Here is a 23,484-nt window from a genome sequence, read left to right as displayed (position 1 = left end):
TGTGGGGTTCCCACAGACAGCACGTGTCGTGGTTCACTCACACGCACCGTGCCGTGACCGAAGGGGAAGCCGCCCATGGCCCATGAGATCGATCAGTCGTTCCTCGCACTGCCCCTACGGGCACTCGCCGACGCCGCCCTCGCGCGCGCACGCGCGTTGGGAGCGGAGCACGCGGACTTCCGTCTTGAGCGGGTGCGCGGGGCTTCGGTGCGGCTGCGGGACGCCAGGCCGTCGGGGTCGTCCGACATCACTGACCTGGGATACGCCGTGCGCGTCGTACATGGCGGAACCTGGGGGTTCGCCTCCGGTGTCGATCTGACGATGGACGGCGCGGCGAAGGTGGCCTCGCAGGCCGTGGCGATGGCGAAGCTGAGCGCGCAGGTGATCGAGGCCGCCGGGTCCGACGAGCGGGTCGAGCTGGCGGACGAGCCGGTGCACGCGGAGAAGACCTGGGTCTCCTCGTACGAGATCGATCCCTTCACCGTGCCGGAGGAGGAGCGGGCCGGGCTGCTCGCCGACTGGAGCGCGCGGCTGCTCTCGGCGGACGGGGTGTCCCATGTGGACGCCTCCTTGTACTGCGTCCACGAGAACAAGTTCTATGCGGACACCGCGGGAACCGTCACGACGCAGCAGCGCGTGCGGCTGCACCCGGAGCTGACCGCGGTCGCGGTGGACGACTCCAGCGGTGAGTTCGACTCCATGCGCACGATCGCGCCTCCGGTCGGGCGCGGCTGGGAGTACCTCACCGGAACCGGCTGGGACTGGGAGTCCGAGCTCGCCGAGATCCCCGAGCTGCTCGCCGAGAAGATGCGGGCGCCGAGCGTCAAGGCGGGCGCGTACGACCTGGTCGTGGACCCGTCCAATCTGTGGCTGACCATCCACGAGTCGATCGGGCACGCCACCGAACTGGACCGCGCGCTCGGCTACGAGGCGGCGTACGCGGGCACCTCCTTCGCCACCTTCGACCAGCTCGGGAAGCTCAAGTACGGCTCCGAGATCATGAACGTCACCGGCGACCGCACCGCCGAGCACGGGCTCGCCACCATCGGGTACGACGACGAGGGCGTGGCCGGGCAGTCCTGGGACCTGGTGAAGGACGGCACCCTCGCCGGGTACCAACTCGACCGGCGCATCGCCAAGTTGACCGGCTTCGAGCGCTCCAACGGCTGCGCGTACGCGGACTCCCCCGGGCATGTCCCCGTGCAGCGCATGGCCAATGTGTCGCTCAAGCCGGATCCGGGCGGGCTCTCGACGGAGGACCTGATCGCGGGCGTCGACCGGGGGCTCTACCTGGTCGGCGACCGGTCGTGGTCGATCGACATGCAGCGCTACAACTTCCAGTTCACAGCGCAACGGGCCTACGCGATCCGGGGCGGGAAGCTCGCCGGGCAGGTGCGGGACTTCGCGTACCAGGCGACGACGACCGACTTCTGGGGCTCGATGGCGGCGGTCGGCGGCCCGCAGACGTACGTCCTGGGCGGCGCCTTCAACTGCGGCAAGGCCCAGCCGGGCCAGGTCGCGTCCGTGTCGCACGGCTGCCCGAGCGCGCTCTTCAAGGGCGTCAACATTCTGAACACCACGCAGGAGGCCGGTCGATGAGCCCGCGTACCAGCAAGCCGTACGAGATCGTCGAGCGCGCCCTGGAGCTGTCGCGGGCCGACGGCTGCGTGGTCATCGCCGACGAGACGTCCACCGCCAATCTGCGCTGGGCGGGCAACGCGCTCACCACGAACGGCGTGACGCGCGGGCGCACCCTCACCGTCGTCGCGACGGTCGACGGCAAGGAGGGCACGGCGTCCGGCGTCGTGTCCCGCTCGGCCGTGACCGCCGACGACCTGGAGCCACTGGTGCGCGCCGCCGAGGAGGCCGCCGCCAAGGCGGGGCCCGCCGAGGACGCGCAGCCGCTGATCGGCGACGTACCGCACTCCCCCGACTTCACGGAGGCGCCCGCCGAGACCTCCTCCGCCGTCTTCGCGGAGTTCGCGCCCGCGCTCGGCGAGGCGTTCGCACGCGCGCGTGCCGGCGGCCGCGAGCTGTACGGGTTCGCCAACCACGAGCTGACCAGCAGCTACCTCGGTACGTCCGCGGGCCTTCGGCTGCGGCACGACCAGCCCAACGGGACCCTTGAGCTGAACGCCAAGTCGCACGGGCGCAGGCGCTCGGCGTGGGCGGGCCGCTCCACGCCGGACTTCAAGGACGTCGACCCGGCGGCGATGGACGCGGAGCTCGCGACGCGGCTCGGGTGGGCCGAACGGCGCATCGACCTGCCGGCCGGGCGCTACGAGACGCTGCTGCCGCCGACCGCCGTCGCGGATCTGCTGATCTACCAGATGTGGTCGTCCGGGGCGCGGGACGCGACCGAGGGCCGCACGGTGTTCTCCAAGCCCGGAGGCGGTACGCGGGTGGGCGAGCGGCTCAGCGAGCTGCCGCTGACCCTGCGCAGCGACCCGCACGAGCCGGGACTCGAATCGGCGCCGTTCGTCCTCGCGCACTCCTCCAGCGACGCCTCGTCGGTGTTCGACAACGGGCTGCCGGTCGGCGCCACCGACTGGATCCACGAGGGGAAGCTCGCGCACCTCACGACGACCCGGCACAGCGCCGGGCTCACCGGTCAGCCCGTCGCCCCCGCGATCGACAACCTGATCCTCGACGGCGGCGGTGCCAAGTCCCTGGACGAGATGGTCGCCGGGACCGAGCGGGGCCTGCTGCTCACCTGCCTCTGGTACATCCGCGAGGTGGACCCGGCGACGCTGCTGCTCACCGGCCTCACCCGGGACGGCGTGTACCTCGTGGAGAACGGCGAGGTCGTCGGCGAGGTGAACAACTTCCGGTTCAACGAGTCGCCGGTCGGGCTGCTCGGCCGGGCCACGGAGGCCGGGCGGACGGAGAAGACGCTGCCGAGGGAGTGGGGCGACTGGTTCACTCGTGCCGCGATGCCCGCGCTGCGGGTGCCGGACTTCAACATGAGCTCGGTCAGCCAGGGCGTCTGAGGCCGGGCGCCGAAGAATCGGGTACGGCGCTGTCGGTGGCCGCCCATAGACTGGCAGGGTTCCAGCAGACCTGTTCAAGGAGAACCAGAACCGTGACCGACATCGTCGACGACCTGAAGTGGCGTGGCCTGTGGGCCCAGTCCACTGACGAGGACGCACTGCGCAAGGCGCTCGCGGACGGTCCGGTCACGTTCTATTGCGGCTTCGACCCCACCGCGGCCTCCCTGCACGTGGGGCACCTGGTGCAGGTCCTCACCATGCGCCGGCTCCAGCACGCGGGCCTGCGCCCGCTCGCCCTGGTGGGCGGGGCCACGGGCCAGATCGGCGACCCGCGCCCGACGGCGGAGCGCACGCTGAACGACCCGGAGACGATCAAGCTCTGGGTCGCTCGCCTGCGCTCCCAGATCGAGCCGTTCCTCGACTTCGAGGGTGAGAACGCGGCGACGATGGTGAACAACCTGGACTGGACCGCGGGCATGTCCGCGATCGAGTTCCTGCGCGACATCGGCAAGCACTTCCGGGTCAACAAGATGCTGACCAAGGACTCCGTGGCCCGCCGCCTGGAGTCCCAGGAGGGCATCAGCTACACGGAGTTCAGCTACCAGCTGCTCCAGGGCATGGACTTCCTGGAGCTGTACCGCCGCTACGGCTGCACGCTCCAGCAGGGCGGCTCCGACCAGTGGGGCAACCTCACGGCCGGGCTCGACCTGATCCACCGCCTGGAGCCGGACGCGGAGGCGCACTGCATCGCGACGCCGCTGATGGTGAAGGCGGACGGCACCAAGTTCGGCAAGTCCGAGGGCGGCGCCATCTGGCTCGACCCGGAGATGACGACGCCGTACGCGTTCTACCAGTTCTGGCTGAACACGGACGACCGGGACATCTCCAAGTACATGCGGATCCTGTCCTTCAAGTCCCGCGAGGAGCTCGAGGAGCTGGAGAAGCAGACCGAGGAGCGGCCGCAGGCCCGTGCCGCGCAGCGCGCGCTGGCCGAGGAGCTGACGACGCTGGTGCACGGAGCCGACTGGACGGCCGCCGTGATCTCCGCGTCGAAGGCGCTGTTCGGCCAGGGCGACGGGAACCTGGCGGACCTGGACGAGGCGACGCTCGCCGCGGCCCTGTCCGAGCTGCCGAAGGCGGAGGTCACCGAGCTCGGCCCGGTCGTCGACCTGTTCGCCGAGGTCGGCCTCGTGGCCAGCAAGTCGGCCGCGCGCCGCACGGTGAAGGAGGGCGGCGCGTACGTGAACAACGTCAAGGTCGCCGCCGAGGACTTCGTGCCCGGCGCGGACGAGCTGCTGCACGGCCGGTGGCTGGTACTGCGGCGCGGCAAGAAGAACCTCGCGGCCGTGGAGGTCAAGGGCGCGTAGGGTTCCCGCCCCGCGCACCTGCCCCGCACACCCGGAAGGCCCGGCCCGCCACTCAGGCGGTGCCGGGCCTTCACCCGTTTCCGGGCCTCGCTCCCGTCGCCGGGCCTCGCTCTCGCTCTCGCTCTATGCCTTGCTCTTGTTTCCGCGCAGCGCCACCCACAACCGGTCGCCCACGCCCACCACGACCACCGCTCCGATCAGCTGGAGCAGATGGCGGATCCAGTCGATGCCCTTGGTGTCGTTGACTCCCATGCCCGTGGCCGCCCAGTTGCCCAGGACGCTGCCGATGATGCCGAAGACCACTGTCAGCCAGAGCGGAATCTGCTGCTTGCCCGGCAGGATCGCCTTCGCGATCAGGCCAAGCACCAGGCCCACGATGATCGCCCACAACCAGCTCATGTCGTTGCCTCCTCGCACGGTGCGGGGGCGCTCAGCGGCCGCCCACGCGATCAGTCTCGCCGCGTACGCCATACGGCGCATGTCGGACAGCTCCGTACGTGGTACAGCGCAGGCCACGCTCCCAGGTCAGGCCCGCCCCCGGTCTCGTAGTCGACGCATACCGGGCGTACCGTGGACGCAGTCCGGTCCGGGGAGAGTCCGGCGAGCTGGCGGGTGGTGGAATGTGATGCGGAAGCGCAAGGACAGCGGTGGGGCAGAGGTTTTCCGGATCACGGGAGCCCGGCAGGGTCTCGCCGACGATGTCCGCGGCCGGCAGCGCCGGTACATCATCTCGATGTCGGTCCGTACCGTTTCGGTGATCCTGACGGCCGTGCTGTGGAACGTGGAGCGGCACGTCGCCATCGTGACGCTGGTGCTCGGCGCGCTGCTCCCCTACGTCGCCGTGGTCTTCGCCAACGCGGGCCGGGAGAACGCCCCCTCGCTTCCGTCGACCTTCGTGCCCGCACCCTCGCGCCCCATGATCTCGCCGGTTCCGGCCGCCGACCCCGCGGAATCCGCCCCGGAGGACCGGGCCTGAGCGACGGCCGGGCCCGGGGTGCAAGCGGTCGACAAAGCTCAAGAAAAGCTCAGATCAATCATGTTGTTCCGGTGCCGGGCGGCGGGTCCCCCGTGACATACTGCGTGAGCGCTCCGCATCCCCCGTCGGAGCGACGGACCGACGCCGGGCAGCTCCCCCCGTGGCTGCTCGGCGTCGCCATTTCCGGGGTCTTCCGAGGGCCTCTCCGGGAGGATTCCCAGGGCGTTTAAGGTTGACGCGTGAACCTCGCGAACCTCTCAGGACCGTCGCCCGAAACTCCCCAGTGCTCGGCCAAGGGCTGTCGCGCCGACGCGGTGTGGGTACTCGCGTGGAACAACCCGAAGCTGCACACGCCGGAGCGCCGCAAGACCTGGCTGGCCTGCGACGAGCACCGCGAGCACCTGACCAAGTTCCTCGGCGTGCGCGGGTTCCTGAAGGACGTCGTGGCGCTCGCGGAGTGGGAAGACCCCGAGGCCGAGGGCACCCAGGGCACCGAGGGCTGAGGGCCCGGCCTCAGCCGCCGATCGCCGACATCGGGCGGTCCGGCTGGAGGAACGACGGGTCGTCGAGGCCCGAGCCCGCCTTCTTGCCCCACATGGCGCGCTTCCAGATGGCGGCCAGCTCCTCGTCCGGCATGTCGGAGCGCAGGGCCGCCCGCAGATCCGTCTCCTCCGTGGCGAACAGGCAGGTGCGGACCTGTCCGTCCGCCGTGAGCCGCGTGCGGTCGCAGGCCGAGCAGAACGGGCGGGTCACCGAGGCGATGACGCCGACGCGGTGCGGTCCCCCGTCCACGATCCAGCGCTCGGCGGGCGCCGATCCGCGCTCGCCGGCCCCTTCCTCCGTCAACTCGAAGCGCGTACGCAGCGAGGCCAGGATGTCGCCCGCGGTGATCATGCCCTCGCGCTTCCAGCCGTGCTGGGCGTCGAGCGGCATCTGCTCGATGAAACGCAGCTCGTACTCGTGCTCGACCGCCCAGGCGAGGAGGTCGGGGGCCTCGTCCTCGTTCAGCCCCGGCATCAGGACGGAGTTGACCTTCACCGGGGTCAGGCCCGCGTCGCGCGCCGCTTCGAGGCCCTCGATGACGTCCTGGTGCCGGTTGCGCCGGGTCAGGGTCTTGAAGACGTCGGGGCGGAGGGTGTCCAGCGAGACGTTGACCCGGTCGAGGCCCGCCTCCTTGAGCGCTCCCGCCGTGCGCTTGAGCCCGATCCCGTTCGTCGTCAGGGACATCTTCGGGCGGTTCTCCAGGGCCGCGACCCGCTCGACGATGCCGACGAGGCCGGGCCGCAGCAGGGGCTCGCCGCCGGTGAAGCGGACGTCGGTGATGCCGAGGTCGGTGACCGCGATGCGGATGAGGCGGACGATCTCGTCGTCGTCGAGCAGATCCGGCTTGGCCAGCCACTGCAAGCCCTCCTCGGGCATGCAGTAGGTGCACCGCAGATTGCACCGGTCGGTCAGCGAGACCCGCAGGTCGGTTGCCACTCGGCCGTATGTGTCGATGAGCACGTGGGCCCCCTCCCTCGGCGGGTTCTTACCTACTGATCCCGAGCCTACGTGACGGGTATGACAGCGACAGGTCGTGCGCCGTCCAAAGTGCGTGCCGTGCCCCTCGTAGGGACCTACGACGCGGGGCACGGCACAAAGGGAGACGTAACGGGTCAGTGGGCTCCGGTACCCGTCAGGGAGCGGACCTCGAGCTCGGCGTACTTGCCCTTGTCGGCCTTCTCCTTGGCGACGTACGTGCCGATGATCCCCAGCAGGAAGCCGACCGGGATCGAGATGATGCCCGGGTTCTCCAGCGGGAACCAGTGGAAGTCGACGCCCTTGAACATCGAGGTCTTCGGATTGCCCGAGACGACGGGCGAGAAGAGGACCAGGAAGACCGCCGTGAACAGGCCGCCGTAGATCGACCACAGCGCGCCGTTGGTGTTGAAGCGCTTCCAGAACAGGGAGTACAGGATCGTCGGCAGGTTCGCGGAGGCCGCGACCGCGAAGGCCAGGGCGACCAGGCCCGCCACGTTCAGGTCGCGGGCGAGCGCGCCCAGCGCGATCGAGACGATGCCGATGAAGACCGTGGCCCAGCGGGCCGCCTTCATCTCCTCCTTCTCGGAGGCCTTGCCCTTCTTGATGACGTTCGCGTAGATGTCGTGCGCGAACGAGGAGGACGAGGCGAGGGTCAGGCCCGCGACGACCGCGAGGATCGTGGCGAAGGCGACCGCCGAGATCGAGGCGAGCAGGATCGCGCCCCAGCTGGAGTCGACGCCGCCCAGATGGAGTGCCAGCAGGGGTGCCGCCGTGTTGCCCGCCGGGTTGGAGGCGATGATCTCGTCCGGCTTGATGAGCGCGGCGGCGCCGAAGCCGAGCGCGATCGTCATCAGGTAGAAGGCGCCGATGATGCCGATGGCCCAGTTGACCGACTTACGGGCCGCCTTGGCGGTCGGCACCGTGTAGAAGCGGATCAGGATGTGCGGCAGGCCCGCCGTGCCGAGCACGAGCGCGATGCCGAGCGAGATGAAGTCGATCTTCGACGTGGAGGTGAGGCCGTACTTGAGGCCCGGCTCGAGGAACGCGGAGCCCTTGCCGCTGTTCGAGGCCGCCGTGCCCAGCAGGTCCGAGACGTTGAAGTTGAACTTCAGCAGGACCAGGAAGGTCAGCAGGATGGCACCGATGATCAGCAGCACCGCCTTGACCATCTGCACCCAGGTGGTGCCCTTCATGCCGCCGATGGTGACGTACACGATCATCAGGACGCCGACGAGCGCGACGATGAGGATCTTGCCCGCGTCCGTGGTGATGCCGAGCAGCAGCGAGACGAGCACGCCCGCGCCCGCCATCTGCGCGAGCAGGTAGAAGATCGAGACGACGATGGTCGAGGTGCCGGCCGCCGTGCGCACCGGGCGCTGCCGCATCCGGTAGGCGAGCACGTCGCCCATCGTGTAGCGGCCGGAGTTGCGCAGCGGTTCGGCGACCAGGAGCAGGGCGACGAGCCAGGCGACCAGGAAGCCGATCGAGTAGAGGAAGCCGTCGTAGCCGAAGAGGGCGATGGCGCCCGCGATACCGAGGAACGACGCGGCGGACATGTAGTCGCCGGAGACCGCGAGGCCGTTCTGGAAGGCGGTGAACTGGCGGCCGCCCGCGTAGAAGTCGGACGCGCTCTTGGTCTGGCGGCCCGCCCAGACGGTGATGACGAGGGTGGCGACGACGAACACGGCGAACAGGCTGATGATCAGCGGCCGGTGCTCGCTGGCCTCGGCGGCCAGGGTGATGTGGGACAGGTGGGGGTTCACGCGCCGCCCTCCAGACGGGACTTGATGGCCTCGGCCTTCGGGTCGAGCTTGGTGGCGGCGTGCCGCGAGTACCACCAGGCGATGAGGAACGTGGTCAGGAACTGGCCGAGCCCGAGGACGAAGGCGACATTGATGTTGCCGAACACCTTGGTGCCCATGAAGTCGCCCGCGTAGTTCGACAGCAGCACGTACACGAGGTACCAGGCGATGAACGCGAGGGTCAGCGGGAAGGCGAACGAGCGGTGCGCGCGGCGCAGTTCACCGAACTCCGCGCCTTCCTGCACCTCGATGAACTTCTCGGTGGAGGGCAGTGCGGGCCCGTCGTGCGGGCTGCCCTGCTGCGGTGGTGGTGCGTCGGTGGCCACGGACTCTCCTCGCGATGGGGTGCTGTCTCTCGAACCTGAACGTGATCTGGATCACGTGGGCCGGGTCGCGATGGTAGAGCTCCCCGACCCCCTGCACAACGGCACGGGAGCACGGTCGACGCGGTTCAACTCACTTTGTTCTTTCGGAACTTCTTTCGGAATTCATTGATGACCTGCGGCGACCAGAGATACCTTCACACCGCACCACGCGTCATGTACCTGCCCGACAACGACTCGTGTACCGGGCATTTCCATAAACGACGGATGATGTGGAGACCCCATGGCTCATCTGCCTTCCAGACGCCTGCCGTCCCGGCGGCGCCTGGCCCTCGCCCTGCCGATCGGTATCGCCCTGACGGCTTCCTTCGGCTTCCTGCCGTCCGCGACAGCGGCACCCGCCACCGACTCACCCTCGGCGGCGGCGAGTTCGGCCTCCGCACTCGCGTACGTGGTGAACACGCGCGGCACCGATGCCCGCACGATCTCCTCGGTGGGCAGGGCGATATCCGCGGCGGACGGCTCCATAGTCGAGACGTACGCGAAGATCGGCGTCTTCGTCGTGCACTCCTCGAACCCCGACTTCGGCAAGCAGCTGCGCGCGGTGAAGGGGGTGGCCTCGGCGGGCGCGACCCGCACGGCGCCGTTCACACCGTCCGGCACCACCGAGGAGGGCGCGGTCCAGAAGCTCTCCAAGGCTGAGGCCAAGTCGCTCGCGGCGAAGGCGGATTCCGCGCAGGAGCCTCTCGAGGCCGACCAGTGGGACCTGCGGGCGATGGGCGCCGACAAGGCCGCGAAGATCAACCCCGGCAGCAAGAAGGTCACCGTCGGCGTCATCGACACCGGTGTGGACGACACCCACCCCGACCTCGCCCCGAACTTCTCCGCGTCGCAGTCCGCCAACTGTGTCGGCGGCAAGGCGGACACCTCGCCGGGCGCCTGGCGGCCCGCGAACCCGGACCACTACCACGGCACGCACGTCGCCGGTGAAATCGCCGCCGCGCGCAACGGGATCGGCGTCGCCGGTGTCGCGCCGGGCGTGAAGGTCGCGGGCATCAAGGTGGCCGACCCGGTCAGCGAGCTGTTCTACCCGGAGAGCGTGGTCTGCGCCTTCGTGTTCGCGGCGGACCATGGCATCGAGGTCACCAACAACAGCTACTACGTGGACCCGTGGCTCTACAACTGCATGGACGACCCCGACCAGCGGGCCATCGTCGACGCGGTGAACAGGTCCCAGCTGTACGCCCAGAAGAAGGGCACCCTGAACCTGGCGTCGGCGGGCAACTCCAACCACGACCTGGACTCCGACGCGATCCTGGACGACTCGAGCCCTGACGACTCGACGCCGGTGAACCGCACGATCGACCCGCACAGCTGCTTCGACGTCCCGACCCAGCTGCCGGGTGTCGTCACGGTGAGCGCGACGGGCGTGACCAAGGCCAAGTCCTACTACTCGACGTACGGCAACGGTGTCATCGACATCGCGGCGCCGGGCGGCGACAAGTACCAGATCCCGGCGGACACCCCGTCGAAGAACGGCCGCATCCTGTCCACGCTGCCGGGCAACCAGTACGGCTGGCTCCAGGGCACGTCGATGGCCTCGCCGCACGCCGCGGGCGTCGCCGCGCTCCTCAAGTCGACGCACCCGAAGGCCACTCCGGCGCAGCTCCAGTCGCTGATGAAGGCGCAGGCCGACAAGGAGCCGTGCCCGACCGCCTACGACGGGGACGGCGACGGCACGGTCGACGCGGTCTGCGAGGGCACCGAGCGGCGCAACGGCTTCTACGGATACGGGATCGTCGACGCGCTGAAGGCCGTCAAGTAACCCGCACCGCGGAGAGCACATGAGCAGGGGCCGGGTGGCGCACGCCACCCGGCCCCTGTGTGCGCCGCCCGTGTGCCGGGGCCAAGTGCTGCGCGATAGTGCGGACATGACACATGCGCCCCATCCCCCGGTCGACGCCCGGGCCGCGTGGGCGGCGCTCGGCGGCGACCCCGCCCTGCTCGCCCGCGTTTCGTACCGCACACGCGCGGGTGCGCTGCCCGCCCGCCTCCCCGTCGTCGACCTGGCCAGAGCCTGCGTCGGCTGCTGCTCCCTCGCGGCCGCCGAACTCGCCGCCACGCGCGCGAGGCATTCCGTCGGCGCCATCCGGGTGCGGGTCGACGACGGAGCGGTGGCCACCGCGTTCACCAGCGAGCGGCATCTGCTGATCGACGGGCGCGCGCCCGTCAACTTCGCTCCGCTGTCGCGCTTCTGGCGGACGCGGGACGGCCGGCTGCGCACCCACGCGAACTATCCGCACCACCGGGCCCGGCTGTGCGCGGCCCTCGGGGTGGCCGCGGACGCCGGCGTGGACGAGGTGGCGGCGCTGCTCGCGGAGCGCTCCGCGTTCGAGGTCGAGGAGACGGTGTACGCGGCGGGCGGCCTGGCCGTCGCCCTGCGCACGCCCGACCAGTGGGCGGCGCATCCGCAGGGCGCGCTCGTCGCCGAGGCACCGCTCCTGACGCTCGACCGGGTCGACACGGCACCGGTCCGTGCGCTGTCGCGCGGGGTGCTCTCGCCCGCGGCCGGGATCCGGGTCCTCGACCTCACGCGGGTCATCGCGGGGCCTGTCGCCACGCGCACCCTGGCGCTGCTCGGGGCGGACGTGCTGCGGGTGGACGCGCCGCAGCTGCCCGAGGCGGCGGACGCGCACGCCGACACCGGTTTCGGCAAGCGCTCGACCCGGCTCGACCTGACGGACGCGGTGGACCGGCGCACCTTCGACGAGCTGCTCGCGGGCGCGGACGTGGTGGTCACGGGGTACCGGCCCGGCGCGCTCGACCGGTTCGGGCTCTCTCCGGAGGCGCTCGCCGCGCGGCGGCCGGGGCTCGTGGTGGCGGCGCTGTCGGCCTGGGGCGGGTACGGGCCGTGGCGCGGGCGGCGCGGCTTCGACAGCCTCGTCCAGGTGGCGGCGGGCATCGCGGCCGCCGAGGGCTCCCCCGAGCGCCCCGGGGCGCTGCCCGCGCAGGCGCTCGACCACGGCACGGGATATCTGCTCGCGGCGGCGGTGCTGCGCGCGCTCACGGAGCAGACGACGGACGGCGGTACCCGGGTGGTGCGCCTCGCGCTCGCGCAGACGGCCGCCTGGCTCCTCCAAGGGGCGCACCCGAAGGACTACGGCGAGCGGGCGGAACCGTACGCGGCGGAGGATCCGGCCGCCTGGCTGACCGAGGCGGACAGCCCGATCGGGCGGCTGCGGCACGCCCTGCCGCCCCTGTCGTTCGGCGGAGGGCCCTCGAACTGGGCGCGTCCCCCGGGGTGTTGGGGCACGGACGAGGCCGGGTGGCTGCCGGCCGGGTGAACCGCGGGGCCGCGAAATCGCGTCCTATGTAGTCGTGAACCGAGTAGTCGTGCACCGATCCGGCGCAGCACCGGACCCCTCCCCACGTCGTCCGGATTCCCATGCCCCACTTGTTGGTCTGCGCTTGCCGGGTCCCGTGCCACCTGGTGAAGATCCAGTGGTGAGCTCCATACCGCCGCCCACCGAGGCACCCGTTCCCGTCGGGGCCGACTTCTCCCTGCGCAGACCCGGCGCGGGGCGCGCCGTCGCCGTGCTCGTGCTCGTCGCCGTGGCCGCGCTGATCCCGCTGCTCGGGCCGCGCGCCGCGCTCGAGGGCACCGGGGAGGCCGCGGCGCCCGGCGTCGGCGTCATCGCGCTCCTGCGCACGGTCCTGTTCGGGGCGTTGTGCGTCCAGGCGGGCGAGGTGTTCGCCGGGTTCCTCGCGCGCAAGGTGGACCCGCTGCGGGAGCCGCCCCGCGCCTGGTCGGCGTACGCGCCGTGGGCCGGGTTCGCGGCCGCGCTCGGGCTCGCCTCCGTGGTGGCGTCGGGGAATCTGCTCCCGAACGGCGTCGCCGCCCTGGACCTGGGCGGCCTGGGCGGGACGCGGGACGGGACGCTCGCGCTGGTGGAGGTCAACGGCTTCCTGCTCGCGGGCCTGTGCGCCCGCCTGCGGCGTCCGGCGACGGCGCTGCTCCCGCTGGCCGCCGTGACGGTCGCGGAAGCGCTGAGGGCGCATCCGGCGGCCGAGGACAGCGCGCTGCTCGGCTCGGGTCTCACCCTGATCCATCTGAGTTGCGCCGCCCTGTGGGTGGGCGGGCTGCTGTACGTGCTGCGCACGACGTACGCCTGGCGCACGAGCGCCCCCGAAGCGGGCACGGCACTGCTCGGCCTCTACGCGCGCGTGGCGGCGGTACTGCTCGCGGCCATCACCGCGACGGGCGTGTGCAGCACCCTGCGCCGGATGCCGCCGAGCACGGTCCTCGACCAGCTGACGACGACGGCGTACGGGCGCGTGCTGCTCGCGAAGGTGCTCCTCGTCGCCGTCGTCGCCGCGCTCGCCCTGGCGGCACGCCTGCGCCTGCGCCGCGCCCCCGACCGCGGGAAGGCGTACGTACCCGCGCGCGCGGAGGTCGTGGTCCTGGCGGTCGTGGTGGCGGTGTCGGCGGCGCTGACGGCGCTGCCGGTGCCGATCCGGTGGTGACCGGCCGCCCGGCCCACAGCGGTCAGTTGGTGACCATCTGGCCCACAGCGGTCAGTTGGTGACCATCACCTTGAGGGCGGCGCGCTCGTCCATCGCCTTGTAGCCACCGGGCACGCCCTCGATGTCGACCGTCATGTCGAAGACGGGCGACGGGTCGATGGACCCGTCCAGGACATCGGGCAGCAGGTCGGGGATGTACGTGCGGACGGGGGCGACGCCGCCGCGCAGCGCGATGTTGCGGTCGAACATGACGCGCAGGTCGACTCCGCCGCCGCTGCCGTGCGGGACGCCCACGAAGCCGATGGCGCCGCCGTCGCGGGTGATGTTCACGGCGGTGTTCATGGACTGCTCGGTGCCGACCGCCTCGATCACGGCGTGCGCGCCCTGGCCGCCGGTGAGTTCGCGGACCGCCGCGACCGCCGCATCGCCGCGCTCGGCGACGACGTCCGTGGCGCCGAAGCGGCGGGCGATGTCGGTGCGGACCTCGTGACGGCCGAGGGCGATGATCCGCTCGGCGCCGAGCCGCGACGCCGCGAGGACGCCGCACAGACCGACCGCGCCGTCACCGACGACGGCGACCGTGGCTCCCTTGCGCACACCCGCGCCGAGCGCCGCGTGGTGGCCGGTGCCCAGCACGTCGGACAGCGTCAGGAGGGCGGAGAGCAGCCGGTCGTCCGAGGCCGCGTCGGCCGGCAGCGCGACGAGCGTGCCGTCGGCGTACGGAACGCGCACGGCCTCGCCCTGGCCCCCGTCGAAGCCGACCGCGCCCCAGAATCCGCCGTGCTCGCACGACGTGGTCAGGCCCTCGCGGCAGTAGTCGCACACCCCGTCGGACCACATGAAGGGCGCGACGACCAGGTCCCCGCGCTTGAAGACGGACACCTCGGAGCCGGTCTCCTCGACGACGCCCAGGAACTCGTGCCCGATGCGCTGCCCGGCCTGCCGCGCGGCCTCGCCCCGGTAGGCCCAGAGGTCGCTGCCGCAGATGCAGGCGCGCAGGACACGCACCACGGCGTCCGTGGGCAGCACGACGGCGGCGTCGGGAACGTCCTCCACGCGCATGTCGAACGGGGCGTGGATGGTGGTGGCGCGCATGGGGGGTCCTTTGTGCAGGTCCCGCAATCGATACAGGTCAGTATCGATGCAGGTCAGTGAGCGACGCGCCGGGTTTCGACGCGCCTTTCACGGTACGCCGAAGGCGGCGCGGCCCGCTCCCCGAGCACGCCCCGGGCGAGCAGGTACTGCGCCGCCACGTAGGTGCCCATGACCCAGAAGTCGGGGCGCGGCAGGGCAGGCCAGTCGGCGATGCCGGTGGCGATGAGCGAGTCCGAGAGCAGGAACAGGGCGCCGCCCACGCCGGCCACCGCCCCGAGCCGCGAGGAGGCGAACGCCATGCAGGTCAGCAGCACGCTGTACGCGGCGACCGGCCCGCGCATGTCGGGTGGCAGATCGGGCCACAGGGCGACCACGGTCACGACGAGCGCGACCCCGTACGCGGCCGCGAGCAGCGCACCACGCGCGCGTACCGTTCCTTGCCGCTTGAACAGCACCAGGTAGCAGACGTGCCCGACGGCGAAGGCGCCCATCCCGGCGAGGAACACGAGGTCCTGGTCGAACAGCAGCGCCACGTCGCCGCACCACCCCAGCAGCAGGGCGGCGCACAGCAACCGGGGGCCTCGGCAGGCGATCACGTAGGCCGCGAGCAGCGGCATGAGCAGGGGCTTGAGGACGACGTGTGCGCCGTGCGCGTCCGCGAGCAGCGCGACGAGGTCCGCGGCGCAGGCCACGAGGAAGAGCGCGCGCCACATCGGTGCGGAAGGCCTCACGCGGCCCCCTCCGTGACCTTCTGCGGCGCGTTCGGGGCGCCGGTGGGCTCCGGCTGCCACCCCGGGCCCCGGAAGACCCTCCCGGCCCGCTCGCGCCAACTGGCGGCCTCCTTGAGGTCCTTGGCGATGGCCGCGTACTCGTGGGTGGCGACGCGCAGCGGGTTGTACGTGTTGATGTTCTTGGTGAGTCCGAACTCGGGGCGCTCGACCTCCGCCACCCACGAACCGAAGAGCCGGTCCCAGACGATGAGGATCCCGCCGAAGTTCCGGTCCAGGTAGCCGCCCTGGGAGGCGTGGTGGACGCGGTGGTGGGAGGGCGTGTTGAAGACGAACTCGAAGGGCCGCCACATCTTGTCGATGCGCTCGGTGTGGATCCAGAACTGGTATACGAGGTTGACCGACGAGCAGAACGCGAGCGCCGCGGGGTGCACGCCGAGCGCGATGAGCGGCAGGTAGAACGGCCACACGGTCAGGCTCGTCCAGGGCTGCCGCAGCGCCGTGGTCAGGTTGAACCTGCGGCTGGAGTGGTGCACCACGTGGCACGCCCACAGGATGCGGATGACGTGGTGCCCGCGGTGCGACCAGTAGTAGAAGAAGTCCTGCCCGAGCAGCATCAGCGGGATCGTCCACCACAGGACGGGCACGCGCAGCGGCGTCAGTTCGTAGACCGCCGTGTAGATCGCGACGATCGGGATCTTCCACAGGAAGTCGAAGACCAGGCTTCCGAGCCCCATGGTGACGCTGGTCGCCGCGTCCTTGGTCTCGTAGCCGGCGGCATCCTCGTCGGGGTGGATCCGGACGCTGACGATCTCCACGATCGTGAGCAGCACGAAGGCGGGGATCGACCACAGCACGGCGTCGGGCAGGTTCGGGGTCGGCATGCCTGCACCGTAAGCGCCCCGACCTGTCCCCGGCTATAGGTAGTTACCGACAAGTAGTACCGCCGGTAAGGGGTCAGACTCCGGCGGCTCCCAACAAAGATCCCGCCGCATACGTGACGCCCATCGCGAGCGCTCCCCCGGCCACGTTGCGCCACACCGCGGGCCGCACCGCCGCGCCGCCCGTCCGGGCGCTGCTGTAGCCGGTGAAGGCGAGCGCGACCAGCACGGAGCCGACCGTGACGGGCAGCCGCCACGCGGAGGGCGGCAGGACGATGGCGAGCAGCGGCAGCAGGGCGCCCGCCGTGAAGGCGAGGAAGCTGGCCCAGGCGGCGTGCCACGGGTTGGTGAGGTCGTCGGGGTCGATACCGAGCTCCACGCGCGCGTGGGCGCGCAGCGCGTCCCGTTCGGTGAGCTGCTCGGCCGCCTCGCCCGCCACCTCGCGGCTGAGCCCGTACCCCTCCAACAGGCCGGTGAGTTCGGCAAGTTCGGCCTCCGGCTGCTCCTTCAGCTCGCGCCGCTCCATGGCGATGGCGGCCATCTCGGAGTCGCGCTGCGTGGACACGGAGACGTATTCGCCCGCGGCCATGGACATCGACCCGGCGAGCAGCCCGGCGAGGCCGGCGGTGAGCAGGGTCGAGCGGTCGTCGGTGGCCCCCGCGACGCCGACGACGAGGCCCGCGGTGGAGACCACGCCGTCGTTGGCGCCGAGCACGGCGGCGCGCAGCCAGTTGAGCCGCGAGCCGAGCGCGCCGCCGTGGGACTCGTCATGGGTGGATTGCGCTCCGGTTTCCGTCACGCGGTGAGCATGCCACCCGGCGCGTCACCACACGCGTACCGACGCCCCTGGCGCGAACACCGGGCTGGTCGCGTCCGCGGGCGGCTCCTTGAGCGGCTCGTCGATCTCCGCGACCGTCGGGCCCACGCGAGCCGCGATCGGGTCGAGGAGGCCGAGGTCGAAGCCGTAGACCCGGGCCGCGTTGCCGCCGACCATCGCGGCGATCTCGTCCTGCGGAAGCCCCGCGTAGGCGATGCGCAGGCCCTCGCGCGTGTACGGGTGCGTGCCCTCGTCGTGCGGGTAGTCGCTGCCCCACATGATCTTGTCGAGGCCGATCCGGTCCCGCAGGGGCACTTCGTGAGGCCGCATGAAACTCGCGCCCACGTAGCAGTTCTCGCGCCACACCGTAGAGGGGCCCTTGCCCATCGAATCGGCGAGCCCGGCGCCGAACTTGGCCTCGGCCGTGTTCGCCTTCGTGGCCGCCCTGACCAGGCGCGCGTGGTAGTAGTCCAGCATGTCAAGGACGCCGGGGATCCAGCCCGAGCCCTGCTCCGTGAGGACGAGCCTCAGGTCGGGGTGCTTGCGGAAGGCGCCGCCGAAGACGAGGTGCCACAGGGCGCGGTGCGAGAACCACGTCGTCTCGACCATGAACACCGCGCGGGCGGCCGGTTCGTCGCCGAGCGGCGGGGACGCGGAGCCCGCGTGGTGGTTGACCGGGACGCCGAGTTCGGCGCAGGTCCGCCAGATCGGGTCGTACGTCGAGGAGTACAGCTCGGGGAGGCCGGAGCCCGGCGGCGTACCGGGCAGCAACAGGCCGCCCTTCAGGCCCGCTTCGGCCGCCCAGCGGATCTCCTTGACGGCCTCGTCGACGTCGTTGAGGAGGATCTGGAAGACGCCCGCCCTGCGGCCCGGCGCCGCGGCGCAGAAGTCCGCCAGCCACCGGTTGTGGGCGCGCAGTCCCGCCCAGCGCTGCTCGAACTCCTCGCGGGTGGGCGCGGGCGCCATGAGCGAGGCGGACGGGAAGAACGGCGGGATGGTGTTCGGGAAGACGACCTCGGCGACGATGCCGTCCTGCTCCAGCTCCCGGACGCGTCGCTCGGAGTTCCAGTTCCGGTCGGCGGTGTCGGCGAGCAGGTCCGCGTAGGGGTTCACGTAGTCGGCCGCCCACGCGTCGAACGCTTCGTGGTGCCGCGTCTCCAAGTACGGCTTGTAGTCGAGGAGATCGGCGCCCGCGTGGCAGTCAGCGGAGATGACGGTGTACCTGTCCTGAGGAGTGTTCACGGGGTCACCCCGATGTGCGGGAAGTCGTTCTCCGTCAGCCAGTGCCGCCCCACCTCGCGCGAGCGCGCCCAGGACGCCTCCACGGCGCTCTGGTCGGCTTCCTGGCCCAGGTCGGCCGGGGTCGGACCGATGCGGGCCGCGAGCGGGGCCAGCTTCGCGGTGTCGAAGCCGAACACCTCGGCGGCGGACAGACCGAGCATCCGCCGGGTCTCGGAGACCGGGATGTCGTGGAAGGTCTTGCGCAACCACGCGCGCGTGTCCGGCCACGTCCCTTCGGGGTGCGGGAAGTCGCTGCCCCACAGGATGTTGTCGACGCCGATCTCGTAGCGCTGGGCGAGTTCGCGGCGCTTGGTGTTGGTGGCGCACACGAAGACCTGCCGGTCCAGGTACTCGGCCGGGGAGCGCTTCAGCTCGGCGAACGGGGACAGCTTCTTGCCGCCGTGCGCACCCAGGTAGAGCCGGTCCATGAACCACAGCAGGTTCGGCAGCCACCAGCACCCCGACTCGGCGACGCCGAACTTCAGCCCCGGGTGCCGCTCGAAGGCGCCCGACCAGAGCAGGAACCACAGGGGCCGCGCCGGCCACCACGTCACTTCACTCACGTAGATGCCCAGATGGTCGCCGTACTCGTGGCGCGGCGCCGCCCCCGAGTGCGTCACCACGGGCATCTCGCACTCGGCGGCGGCCGCCCACACGGGGTCGTAGCGGCGCGCGTGGTACGGGTCCTGGTCGACCCACATGGAGGGGATCATCAGGGCGCCGAGCCCCGACTCCTTGGCGCGGTGGATCTCGGCGACGACCTTGTCGGGGTCGGCGGTGACGGGCAACAGGGCGACGCCGCAGTGCCGTTCGGGGTGCTGCCCCACGAACTCGGCGAGCCACCGGTTGTGGGCCTGCGCGCCCGCCATGCCGAGTTCAGGGTCCTGGTCGCCGGAGAGGCCGAGCCCGACGCCGAAGGGCGCCGCCGTCTGGCTGTCCACGGCGTCCGCGTCGGGGAAGACGACCTCGGCGGCCACCCCGTCGCCGTCGAGCTCCTTGAGGCGCTGTGCGGTGTCCCAGCCGCCGCGCAGGCCCTCTTCGTTGTCCTCGAACCACTTGGCGGCGAACGCGTCGTTGCGGATGCCGAGCCGGGTGGCCTCCTCGCGGCGCTTGTCCCGCTCACCGAGGAATTCGTCGAACTCGCGGTGGAAACGGCTGTCCAGGTAGGGCCGGTACTCCTCGGTCGGCAGGCCGGCGTGGCAGTCGGAGGAGATGATCAGGTACGGGTCTTGGTCGGTCATTCGGTCGTCACACGTCCCCTCGTGCTCAGTTCGTGCTCAGTCGAGAATGAAGCTCTCCAGGTACGCCGGGTTCTCCCGGTCCAGCATCGACTGCGACCGCGCCCGGATCTGCCTGTCGCTGTGCTCGCTCGGCGGGAGGATCCAGAACCGGTCCGCCGCGATGCCCTCGGCCACGAAGTCGGCGACCTCCTCCACGGGCGTGAACGCGATCTCCTTCCCGGCCTCCTTCATGGCGGCCTCCCACTGGTCGAGACTGCGGTACGGCGTCTTGCGCGGCCGCTCCTTCGCGAACCGCTCGGGCCGGTTGCGGTGCGACTCCCACAGACCTGTGCGCAGCATGTGGGGACCGGGGAACAGCACGGACGCGCCCACGCGCGCGTGCTCCGCCTTCAGATGCGCGTACAGCGACTCGGTCATGGTCACGACGGCCGCCTTCGTCACCGCGTACACGGACGCCGTCGGCAGCGGCGCGATGCCGCCGTCCCCGGAGGACGTGTTGACGATGTGGCCCGGCTCGCCGCTCTCGATCATGCGCGGCACGAAGGCCTGGATGCCGTGGAAGACACCCCACACGTTGACGTTGAACGCCCACTTCCAGTCGTTCGGTTCGTGCTGCCACATGCGGCCCTCGGCGCCCGAGCCGACGCCCGCGTTGTTGCACAGCACATGGCAGCCGCCGAACGTCGCGTACGTGTCCGCGGCCAGGTCCATGACCTGCTCGCGCTCTCCGACGTCGACCACGCGCGCGTGCACGGTCGCGCCGGTGCGCCGCAGCTCCTCGGCGGCACTCTCCAGCGCGCCCTTCTCGACGTCGGCGAGGACCACCTTCAGGCCGTCCGCCGCGAACCGCCGCGCCATGGCGAGCCCGATCCCGCTCGCCGCGCCCGTGACGACGGCGACCTGTCCCTCGCGCAGCTCCATGTCAGGCGCTCCCCTCGGGCGGTCCGTCGTGGATCTGCTGGGGGTCGTCGTAGCGCTGGTGGATGTACGGGAGCAGGGCCTGGGCGCTGACCCGCTCGACGACCTTGCCCTTCTGGTCGGTGGTCTTCTCGCCGATGGTGATCTCCACCAGGTTCCGCACCGGAAGGTCGGCGACCGGATCGAACATGGACTCCCGGAGGACGACGTCCCCGGTGATCCGCTCCAGCTTCCTGACCTTCTCGTTGCGCAGGCAGTGCACCAGGACCGGCTCCCCGTCGAAGCCCGAACCGTCCACTCCGGGAAGGAACTTGAAGTAGAAGTCGGTCTTCTGCGTCGGCTCGGGGATCGGCAGGCTCTCGCTGACGGCGCCGCGCACCTCCACGAACGCGATGCCGTGCCGCGCGAGCGCCGCCTTCACCACGAGCCCGTCGCGCTCCACGGTGACCTCGCCGAGCTTCTTCGGTTCGCCGAAGACCTCGCGCCCGCCGATCAGCGCCCGCTCGTGCGTCATCGGCATGACGAGCGGATACCAGCCCTCCACTCCCCCGTGCTCGGCGGCGACGGCCACCGAGCCCGCGCCCAGCGGATAGCCCGGCAGGTCGACATTGCTGATGTTGGCCCGCACCAGGGGCCGCCCGGTGGGCTTCAGGGGCGGCGGCAGCACCGCGGCCACCGCGTCCGGATCGGACTCCCACACGGCCACCACACCGGTGGACCAGATGTCGGGAAGCTTGCTGCTCGCCGAGCGCGAAGCGGCGATCTCCGCCTCACTGCGCGCTCCGTACCGTACGCGTGCCATGTCGTACCACCCTTCGAACGAGACGTGATGGGGGTCGTTCGGTCGTGCGGTCGGTCGGTCGTGCGGTCAGTCGTGCGATGTCGTGCTGTCGTTCCGCGAGGCGCCTGTAACACAGTTACACCGGAGGCGATGAAGGGTAAAGACATGTGCACCGGACAGGGACGGGGAGGCGAGAAGTGACCGCACGCGCACCGCTCACCCGTGAAGAGGTCGTCGCCGTCGCCGCCGGTCTCGTCAAGCAGCACGGCCCGCAGGCGCTCACCATGCGCAAACTCGCGGCCGAACTGGGCACGGCCGTCACGTCGATCTACTGGCACGTCGGCAACCGCGAGTCCCTGCTCGACGCCCTCGTGGAGCGCACGGTCGCCGACCTCGGCGGCTTCCGGCCGAGCGGGACCACGCCACAGGACCGCGTCATCTCCGTCGCCCGCACGCTGCGCCGCCGGCTGCGCGCCCACCCGCACCTGATCGCGATGGTCCACGAACGCGGCCTCACCGAGCGGATGTTCCTGCCCGCGCAGCAGGCTCTGGTGCACGAGGTGCACGCCGCCGGGCTGCGCGGGAAGCCCGCCGCCGAGGCCGTGCGCGCCGTCCTCTTCCACGTCGTCGGCCACGTCCTCGTCGAGCGGAACCGGGAGCGGGCCCCGGCCCAGCACCCGCGCGAGGAAGAACTGTGGGGCGCGCGCTCCGCGGAGGGGGACCGGGAGCTCGCCCGCGCGCTCGCCGCGCCCGCCGACCCGGAGCGGATCTTCACCACGTCCGTGCGTGCCCTGGTGAAATCGCTCCTGGATCCGCCCACTTGAGCCGCGACGTGATCCGCGACACGGCTCGCGGGGAAGGCGCCGACCGGAGTGTCAGTCCCGGCCCGTATCCTCTGGGACCATGCTCGAAGACCATCCGACCGCAGCGTCCGCAGCCTCCTGGCCGGCCGCGTATCCGAAGGGATACGCGGTCGTCGACGTGGAGACCACCGGCCTGTCCCGGGACGACCGGATCATCTCGGCCGCCGTCTACCGCCTGGACGAGCGGGGCGATGTCGAGGACCACTGGTACACGCTGGTCAACCCGCAGCGCGACCCCGGCCCCGTCTGGATCCACGGCCTGACGACGGACGTGCTCACGGCCGCCCCGCTGTTCGCGGACATCGCCGAGGAGTTCGCCGCCCGCCTCGACAACCGCGTCCTGGTCGCGCACAACGCGGTCTTCGACTGGTCGATGATCGCCCGCGAGTACGCGCGCGCGGAGCGCACCGCCCCGGTCCGCCAGCGCCTGTGCACCATCGCGCTCTCCAAGGAGCTGGGCCTGCCGCTGCCCAACCACAAGCTGGAGTCCCTCGCGGCGCACTTCGGCGTCGTCCAGGAGCACGCGCACAACGCGCTGGACGACGCGCGCGTGCTCGCGGAGGCCTTCCGCCCGAGCCTGCGCACGGCCGCGGCGGGGAACGTACGGCTGCCGCTGCTCGAATGCCGCCCGCTCACCGAGTGGTCGGAAGGCTCGGTGCCGCGCCAGTCCGGGTCCTCCGCCTACCGGGGCGGCGGCGGTGGCACCTGGCGCGCCTCCCGCAAGCGCCCCGCCTGCCCGTACCCGAACCCCGGCCGCTACGAGCCGGGCCTGCCGCTCAAGCAGGGCATGCGGGTGGCGTTCTCCGGGGACACGTCGGTCGACCGTGAGCTCCTGGAGGACCGGGCGGTCGACGCGGGCCTCCATGTGGCGACGAGCCTGTCGCGGCTCACCAGTCTCCTGGTGACCAATGACCCGGACTCGTACACGTCGAAGGTCGTGAAGGCGAAGCAGTTCGGGACGCCGGTGATGGACGAGGCGGCGTTCGGACAGCTGTTGCAGGACGTGGCCCCGGCGGACGCCAAGTAGCGCGGCCGCGGACTCCTCGCACGAGGGGGCAGACGGGTGAACGCGGGGCGACTCGCCCCGCCACCGCTCGCCCCGGCACCGCCCGGACACCCACCCTGTGGCGCATGGCACGTTGTGAGGTCTGCGGAAACGACTACGGCATGTCCTTCGAGGTGCACGCGCAGGGCGCGGTGCACGTCTTCGACTGCTTCAGCTGCGCCATCCACCGCATGGCGCCGATCTGCGAGCACTGCCGGTGCCGCATCATCGGGCAGGGCGTCGAGGTCGACGGGCACTGGTTCTGCGGGGCGCACTGCTCCCGCGCGGAGGGGAAGGTGGGCATCGTCGACAACGTCTGAACCCTTCGGCA

Annotated in this window: 23 protein-coding genes; 11 read left to right on the top strand and 12 right to left on the bottom strand. The window is 71.2% G+C overall.

The genetic code is table 11. The annotated features are described in order from the left end of the window. Positions 1-75 precede the first annotated feature (75 nt). The 3 genes from ACNYS0_RS30980 (at position 76) to tyrS (ending at position 4,357) form a co-directional block, all read left to right on the top strand. Positions 76-1,599, top strand: coding sequence for a TldD/PmbA family protein (locus ACNYS0_RS30980; protein ID WP_422478223.1), 1,524 nt, complete (start codon positions 76-78; stop codon positions 1,597-1,599). Beyond that, positions 1,596-2,990 carry a metallopeptidase TldD-related protein gene (locus ACNYS0_RS30975; protein WP_422478221.1) on the top strand — a complete coding sequence of 465 codons (1,395 nt, stop codon included), beginning with the start codon at positions 1,596-1,598 and terminating at the stop codon, positions 2,988-2,990. The genes ACNYS0_RS30980 and ACNYS0_RS30975 overlap by 4 nt, the downstream gene beginning before the upstream one ends. Before the next feature lie 92 nt (positions 2,991-3,082). After that, positions 3,083-4,357, top strand: a complete 1,275-nt coding sequence (tyrS, locus tag ACNYS0_RS30970; protein ID WP_422478219.1) for a tyrosine--tRNA ligase — start codon at positions 3,083-3,085, stop codon at positions 4,355-4,357. Positions 4,358-4,480: 123 nt separating this feature from the next. Here the strand turns inward: tyrS and ACNYS0_RS30965 are convergent, their stop codons facing one another. Then, entirely contained in the window at positions 4,481-4,756 is a 276-nt protein-coding gene (locus ACNYS0_RS30965) for a GlsB/YeaQ/YmgE family stress response membrane protein (RefSeq protein ID WP_385766708.1), read from the bottom strand. A 226-nt stretch (positions 4,757-4,982) separates the two neighbouring features. Between ACNYS0_RS30965 and ACNYS0_RS30960 the strand changes: the two genes are divergently transcribed. Together ACNYS0_RS30960 and ACNYS0_RS30955 are read left to right on the top strand one after the other, a co-directional pair. Then, entirely contained in the window at positions 4,983-5,333 is a 351-nt protein-coding gene (locus ACNYS0_RS30960; protein WP_422430196.1) for a DUF3099 domain-containing protein, read from the top strand. 239 nt (positions 5,334-5,572) lie between these two features. Then, the gene (locus ACNYS0_RS30955) at positions 5,573-5,836 is read left to right on the top strand and encodes a hypothetical protein (protein ID WP_422478217.1); all 264 of its coding nucleotides are present in this window, start codon (positions 5,573-5,575) and stop codon (positions 5,834-5,836) included. A 10-nt stretch (positions 5,837-5,846) separates the two neighbouring features. Here the strand turns inward: ACNYS0_RS30955 and moaA are convergent, their stop codons facing one another. From moaA to ACNYS0_RS30940, 3 genes are all read right to left on the bottom strand, one after another. Further along, a complete protein-coding gene (gene moaA / locus ACNYS0_RS30950) occupies positions 5,847-6,836 on the bottom strand; it encodes a GTP 3',8-cyclase MoaA (protein WP_422478215.1) in 990 nt (329 codons plus the stop codon). 152 nt (positions 6,837-6,988) lie between these two features. After that, positions 6,989-8,617 (bottom strand): solute symporter family protein, encoded by a 1,629-nt coding sequence (locus ACNYS0_RS30945; RefSeq protein WP_422478213.1) that lies wholly within the window; start codon positions 8,615-8,617, stop codon positions 6,989-6,991. Beyond that, the gene (locus ACNYS0_RS30940; RefSeq protein WP_422406526.1) at positions 8,614-8,982 is read right to left on the bottom strand and encodes a DUF485 domain-containing protein; all 369 of its coding nucleotides are present in this window, start codon (positions 8,980-8,982) and stop codon (positions 8,614-8,616) included. Before ACNYS0_RS30940 ends, ACNYS0_RS30945 begins: the two co-directional genes overlap by 4 nt. 280 nt (positions 8,983-9,262) lie before the next feature. Here ACNYS0_RS30940 and ACNYS0_RS30935 point away from each other — a divergent pair, with 280 nt between their 5' ends. The 3 genes from ACNYS0_RS30935 to ACNYS0_RS30925 all read left to right on the top strand — a co-directional run bounded on the left by ACNYS0_RS30935 (position 9,263) and on the right by ACNYS0_RS30925 (position 13,503). Then, the gene (locus ACNYS0_RS30935; RefSeq protein ID WP_422478211.1) at positions 9,263-10,804 is read left to right on the top strand and encodes a S8 family serine peptidase; all 1,542 of its coding nucleotides are present in this window, start codon (positions 9,263-9,265) and stop codon (positions 10,802-10,804) included. A 106-nt stretch (positions 10,805-10,910) separates the two neighbouring features. Further along, positions 10,911-12,323: a CoA transferase gene (locus tag ACNYS0_RS30930; RefSeq protein ID WP_422478209.1), complete on the top strand. Its 1,413-nt coding sequence runs from the start codon at positions 10,911-10,913 to the stop codon at positions 12,321-12,323. A gap of 160 nt (positions 12,324-12,483) precedes the next feature. Then, complete coding sequence (locus ACNYS0_RS30925) at positions 12,484-13,503, top strand: CopD family protein (RefSeq protein ID WP_422478207.1); 1,020 nt, start codon at positions 12,484-12,486, stop codon at positions 13,501-13,503. Between the two features lie 51 nt (positions 13,504-13,554). On the opposite strand, the gene ACNYS0_RS30920 is transcribed toward ACNYS0_RS30925, so the two are convergent. The 8 genes from ACNYS0_RS30920 to ACNYS0_RS30885 all read right to left on the bottom strand — a co-directional run bounded on the left by ACNYS0_RS30920 (position 13,555) and on the right by ACNYS0_RS30885 (position 21,266). Continuing rightward, complete coding sequence (locus tag ACNYS0_RS30920; RefSeq protein WP_422478205.1) at positions 13,555-14,598, bottom strand: zinc-dependent alcohol dehydrogenase family protein; 1,044 nt, start codon at positions 14,596-14,598, stop codon at positions 13,555-13,557. Between the two features lie 53 nt (positions 14,599-14,651). After that, complete coding sequence (locus ACNYS0_RS30915) at positions 14,652-15,311, bottom strand: lysoplasmalogenase (protein ID WP_422482819.1); 660 nt, start codon at positions 15,309-15,311, stop codon at positions 14,652-14,654. Between the two features lie 14 nt (positions 15,312-15,325). After that, on the bottom strand, positions 15,326-16,210 hold the full coding sequence (locus ACNYS0_RS30910; RefSeq protein ID WP_422478203.1) for a sterol desaturase family protein: 885 nt from the start codon (positions 16,208-16,210) through the stop codon (positions 15,326-15,328). 73 nt (positions 16,211-16,283) lie between these two features. Then, the gene (locus ACNYS0_RS30905) at positions 16,284-17,006 is read right to left on the bottom strand and encodes a VIT1/CCC1 transporter family protein (protein ID WP_422478201.1); all 723 of its coding nucleotides are present in this window, start codon (positions 17,004-17,006) and stop codon (positions 16,284-16,286) included. A 24-nt stretch (positions 17,007-17,030) separates the two neighbouring features. Then, positions 17,031-18,266, bottom strand: coding sequence for an amidohydrolase family protein (locus ACNYS0_RS30900; RefSeq protein WP_422478199.1), 1,236 nt, complete (start codon positions 18,264-18,266; stop codon positions 17,031-17,033). Next, on the bottom strand, positions 18,263-19,546 hold the full coding sequence (locus ACNYS0_RS30895; protein ID WP_422478197.1) for an amidohydrolase family protein: 1,284 nt from the start codon (positions 19,544-19,546) through the stop codon (positions 18,263-18,265). The genes ACNYS0_RS30900 and ACNYS0_RS30895 overlap by 4 nt, the downstream gene beginning before the upstream one ends. A gap of 36 nt (positions 19,547-19,582) precedes the next feature. Beyond that, the gene (locus ACNYS0_RS30890; protein WP_422478195.1) at positions 19,583-20,467 is read right to left on the bottom strand and encodes an SDR family NAD(P)-dependent oxidoreductase; all 885 of its coding nucleotides are present in this window, start codon (positions 20,465-20,467) and stop codon (positions 19,583-19,585) included. Position 20,468: 1 nt separating this feature from the next. After that, on the bottom strand, positions 20,469-21,266 hold the full coding sequence (locus tag ACNYS0_RS30885) for an acetoacetate decarboxylase family protein (protein WP_422478193.1): 798 nt from the start codon (positions 21,264-21,266) through the stop codon (positions 20,469-20,471). A gap of 176 nt (positions 21,267-21,442) precedes the next feature. Between ACNYS0_RS30885 and ACNYS0_RS30880 the strand changes: the two genes are divergently transcribed. From ACNYS0_RS30880 to ACNYS0_RS30870, 3 genes are all read left to right on the top strand, one after another. After that, the gene (locus tag ACNYS0_RS30880; protein WP_422478191.1) at positions 21,443-22,069 is read left to right on the top strand and encodes a TetR/AcrR family transcriptional regulator; all 627 of its coding nucleotides are present in this window, start codon (positions 21,443-21,445) and stop codon (positions 22,067-22,069) included. A 79-nt stretch (positions 22,070-22,148) separates the two neighbouring features. After that, positions 22,149-23,135 carry a DEDDh family exonuclease gene (locus tag ACNYS0_RS30875; protein ID WP_422478189.1) on the top strand — a complete coding sequence of 329 codons (987 nt, stop codon included), beginning with the start codon at positions 22,149-22,151 and terminating at the stop codon, positions 23,133-23,135. 104 nt (positions 23,136-23,239) lie between these two features. Then, on the top strand, positions 23,240-23,473 hold the full coding sequence (locus ACNYS0_RS30870) for a hypothetical protein (protein ID WP_266721084.1): 234 nt from the start codon (positions 23,240-23,242) through the stop codon (positions 23,471-23,473). Positions 23,474-23,484: the final 11 nt, after the last annotated feature.

Origin of the sequence: Streptomyces anthophorae, assembly GCF_049310305.1 — a bacterium.
GTDB lineage: Bacteria > Actinomycetota > Actinomycetes > Streptomycetales > Streptomycetaceae > Streptomyces.
The sequence above is the reverse complement of the archived record's forward strand: the minus strand, read 5'-3'. Positions and strand labels throughout refer to the sequence as shown.

Coding starts and splice junctions, on each gene's coding strand:
- ACNYS0_RS30980 (WP_422478223.1), top strand. CDS start 76: ATGGCCCATGAGATCGATCAGTCGTTCCTCGCACTGCCCCTACGGGCA.
- ACNYS0_RS30975 (WP_422478221.1), top strand. CDS start 1,596: ATGAGCCCGCGTACCAGCAAGCCGTACGAGATCGTCGAGCGCGCCCTG.
- ACNYS0_RS30965 (WP_385766708.1), bottom strand. CDS start 4,756: ATGAGCTGGTTGTGGGCGATCATCGTGGGCCTGGTGCTTGGCCTGATC.
- ACNYS0_RS30960 (WP_422430196.1), top strand. CDS start 4,983: ATGCGGAAGCGCAAGGACAGCGGTGGGGCAGAGGTTTTCCGGATCACG.
- ACNYS0_RS30935 (WP_422478211.1), top strand. CDS start 9,263: ATGGCTCATCTGCCTTCCAGACGCCTGCCGTCCCGGCGGCGCCTGGCC.
- ACNYS0_RS30930 (WP_422478209.1), top strand. CDS start 10,911: ATGACACATGCGCCCCATCCCCCGGTCGACGCCCGGGCCGCGTGGGCG.
- ACNYS0_RS30920 (WP_422478205.1), bottom strand. CDS start 14,598: ATGCGCGCCACCACCATCCACGCCCCGTTCGACATGCGCGTGGAGGAC.
- ACNYS0_RS30915 (WP_422482819.1), bottom strand. CDS start 15,311: ATGTGGCGCGCGCTCTTCCTCGTGGCCTGCGCCGCGGACCTCGTCGCG.
- ACNYS0_RS30910 (WP_422478203.1), bottom strand. CDS start 16,210: ATGCCGACCCCGAACCTGCCCGACGCCGTGCTGTGGTCGATCCCCGCC.
- ACNYS0_RS30895 (WP_422478197.1), bottom strand. CDS start 19,546: ATGACCGACCAAGACCCGTACCTGATCATCTCCTCCGACTGCCACGCC.
- ACNYS0_RS30890 (WP_422478195.1), bottom strand. CDS start 20,467: ATGGAGCTGCGCGAGGGACAGGTCGCCGTCGTCACGGGCGCGGCGAGC.
- ACNYS0_RS30885 (WP_422478193.1), bottom strand. CDS start 21,266: ATGGCACGCGTACGGTACGGAGCGCGCAGTGAGGCGGAGATCGCCGCT.
- ACNYS0_RS30875 (WP_422478189.1), top strand. CDS start 22,149: ATGCTCGAAGACCATCCGACCGCAGCGTCCGCAGCCTCCTGGCCGGCC.
- ACNYS0_RS30870 (WP_266721084.1), top strand. CDS start 23,240: ATGGCACGTTGTGAGGTCTGCGGAAACGACTACGGCATGTCCTTCGAG.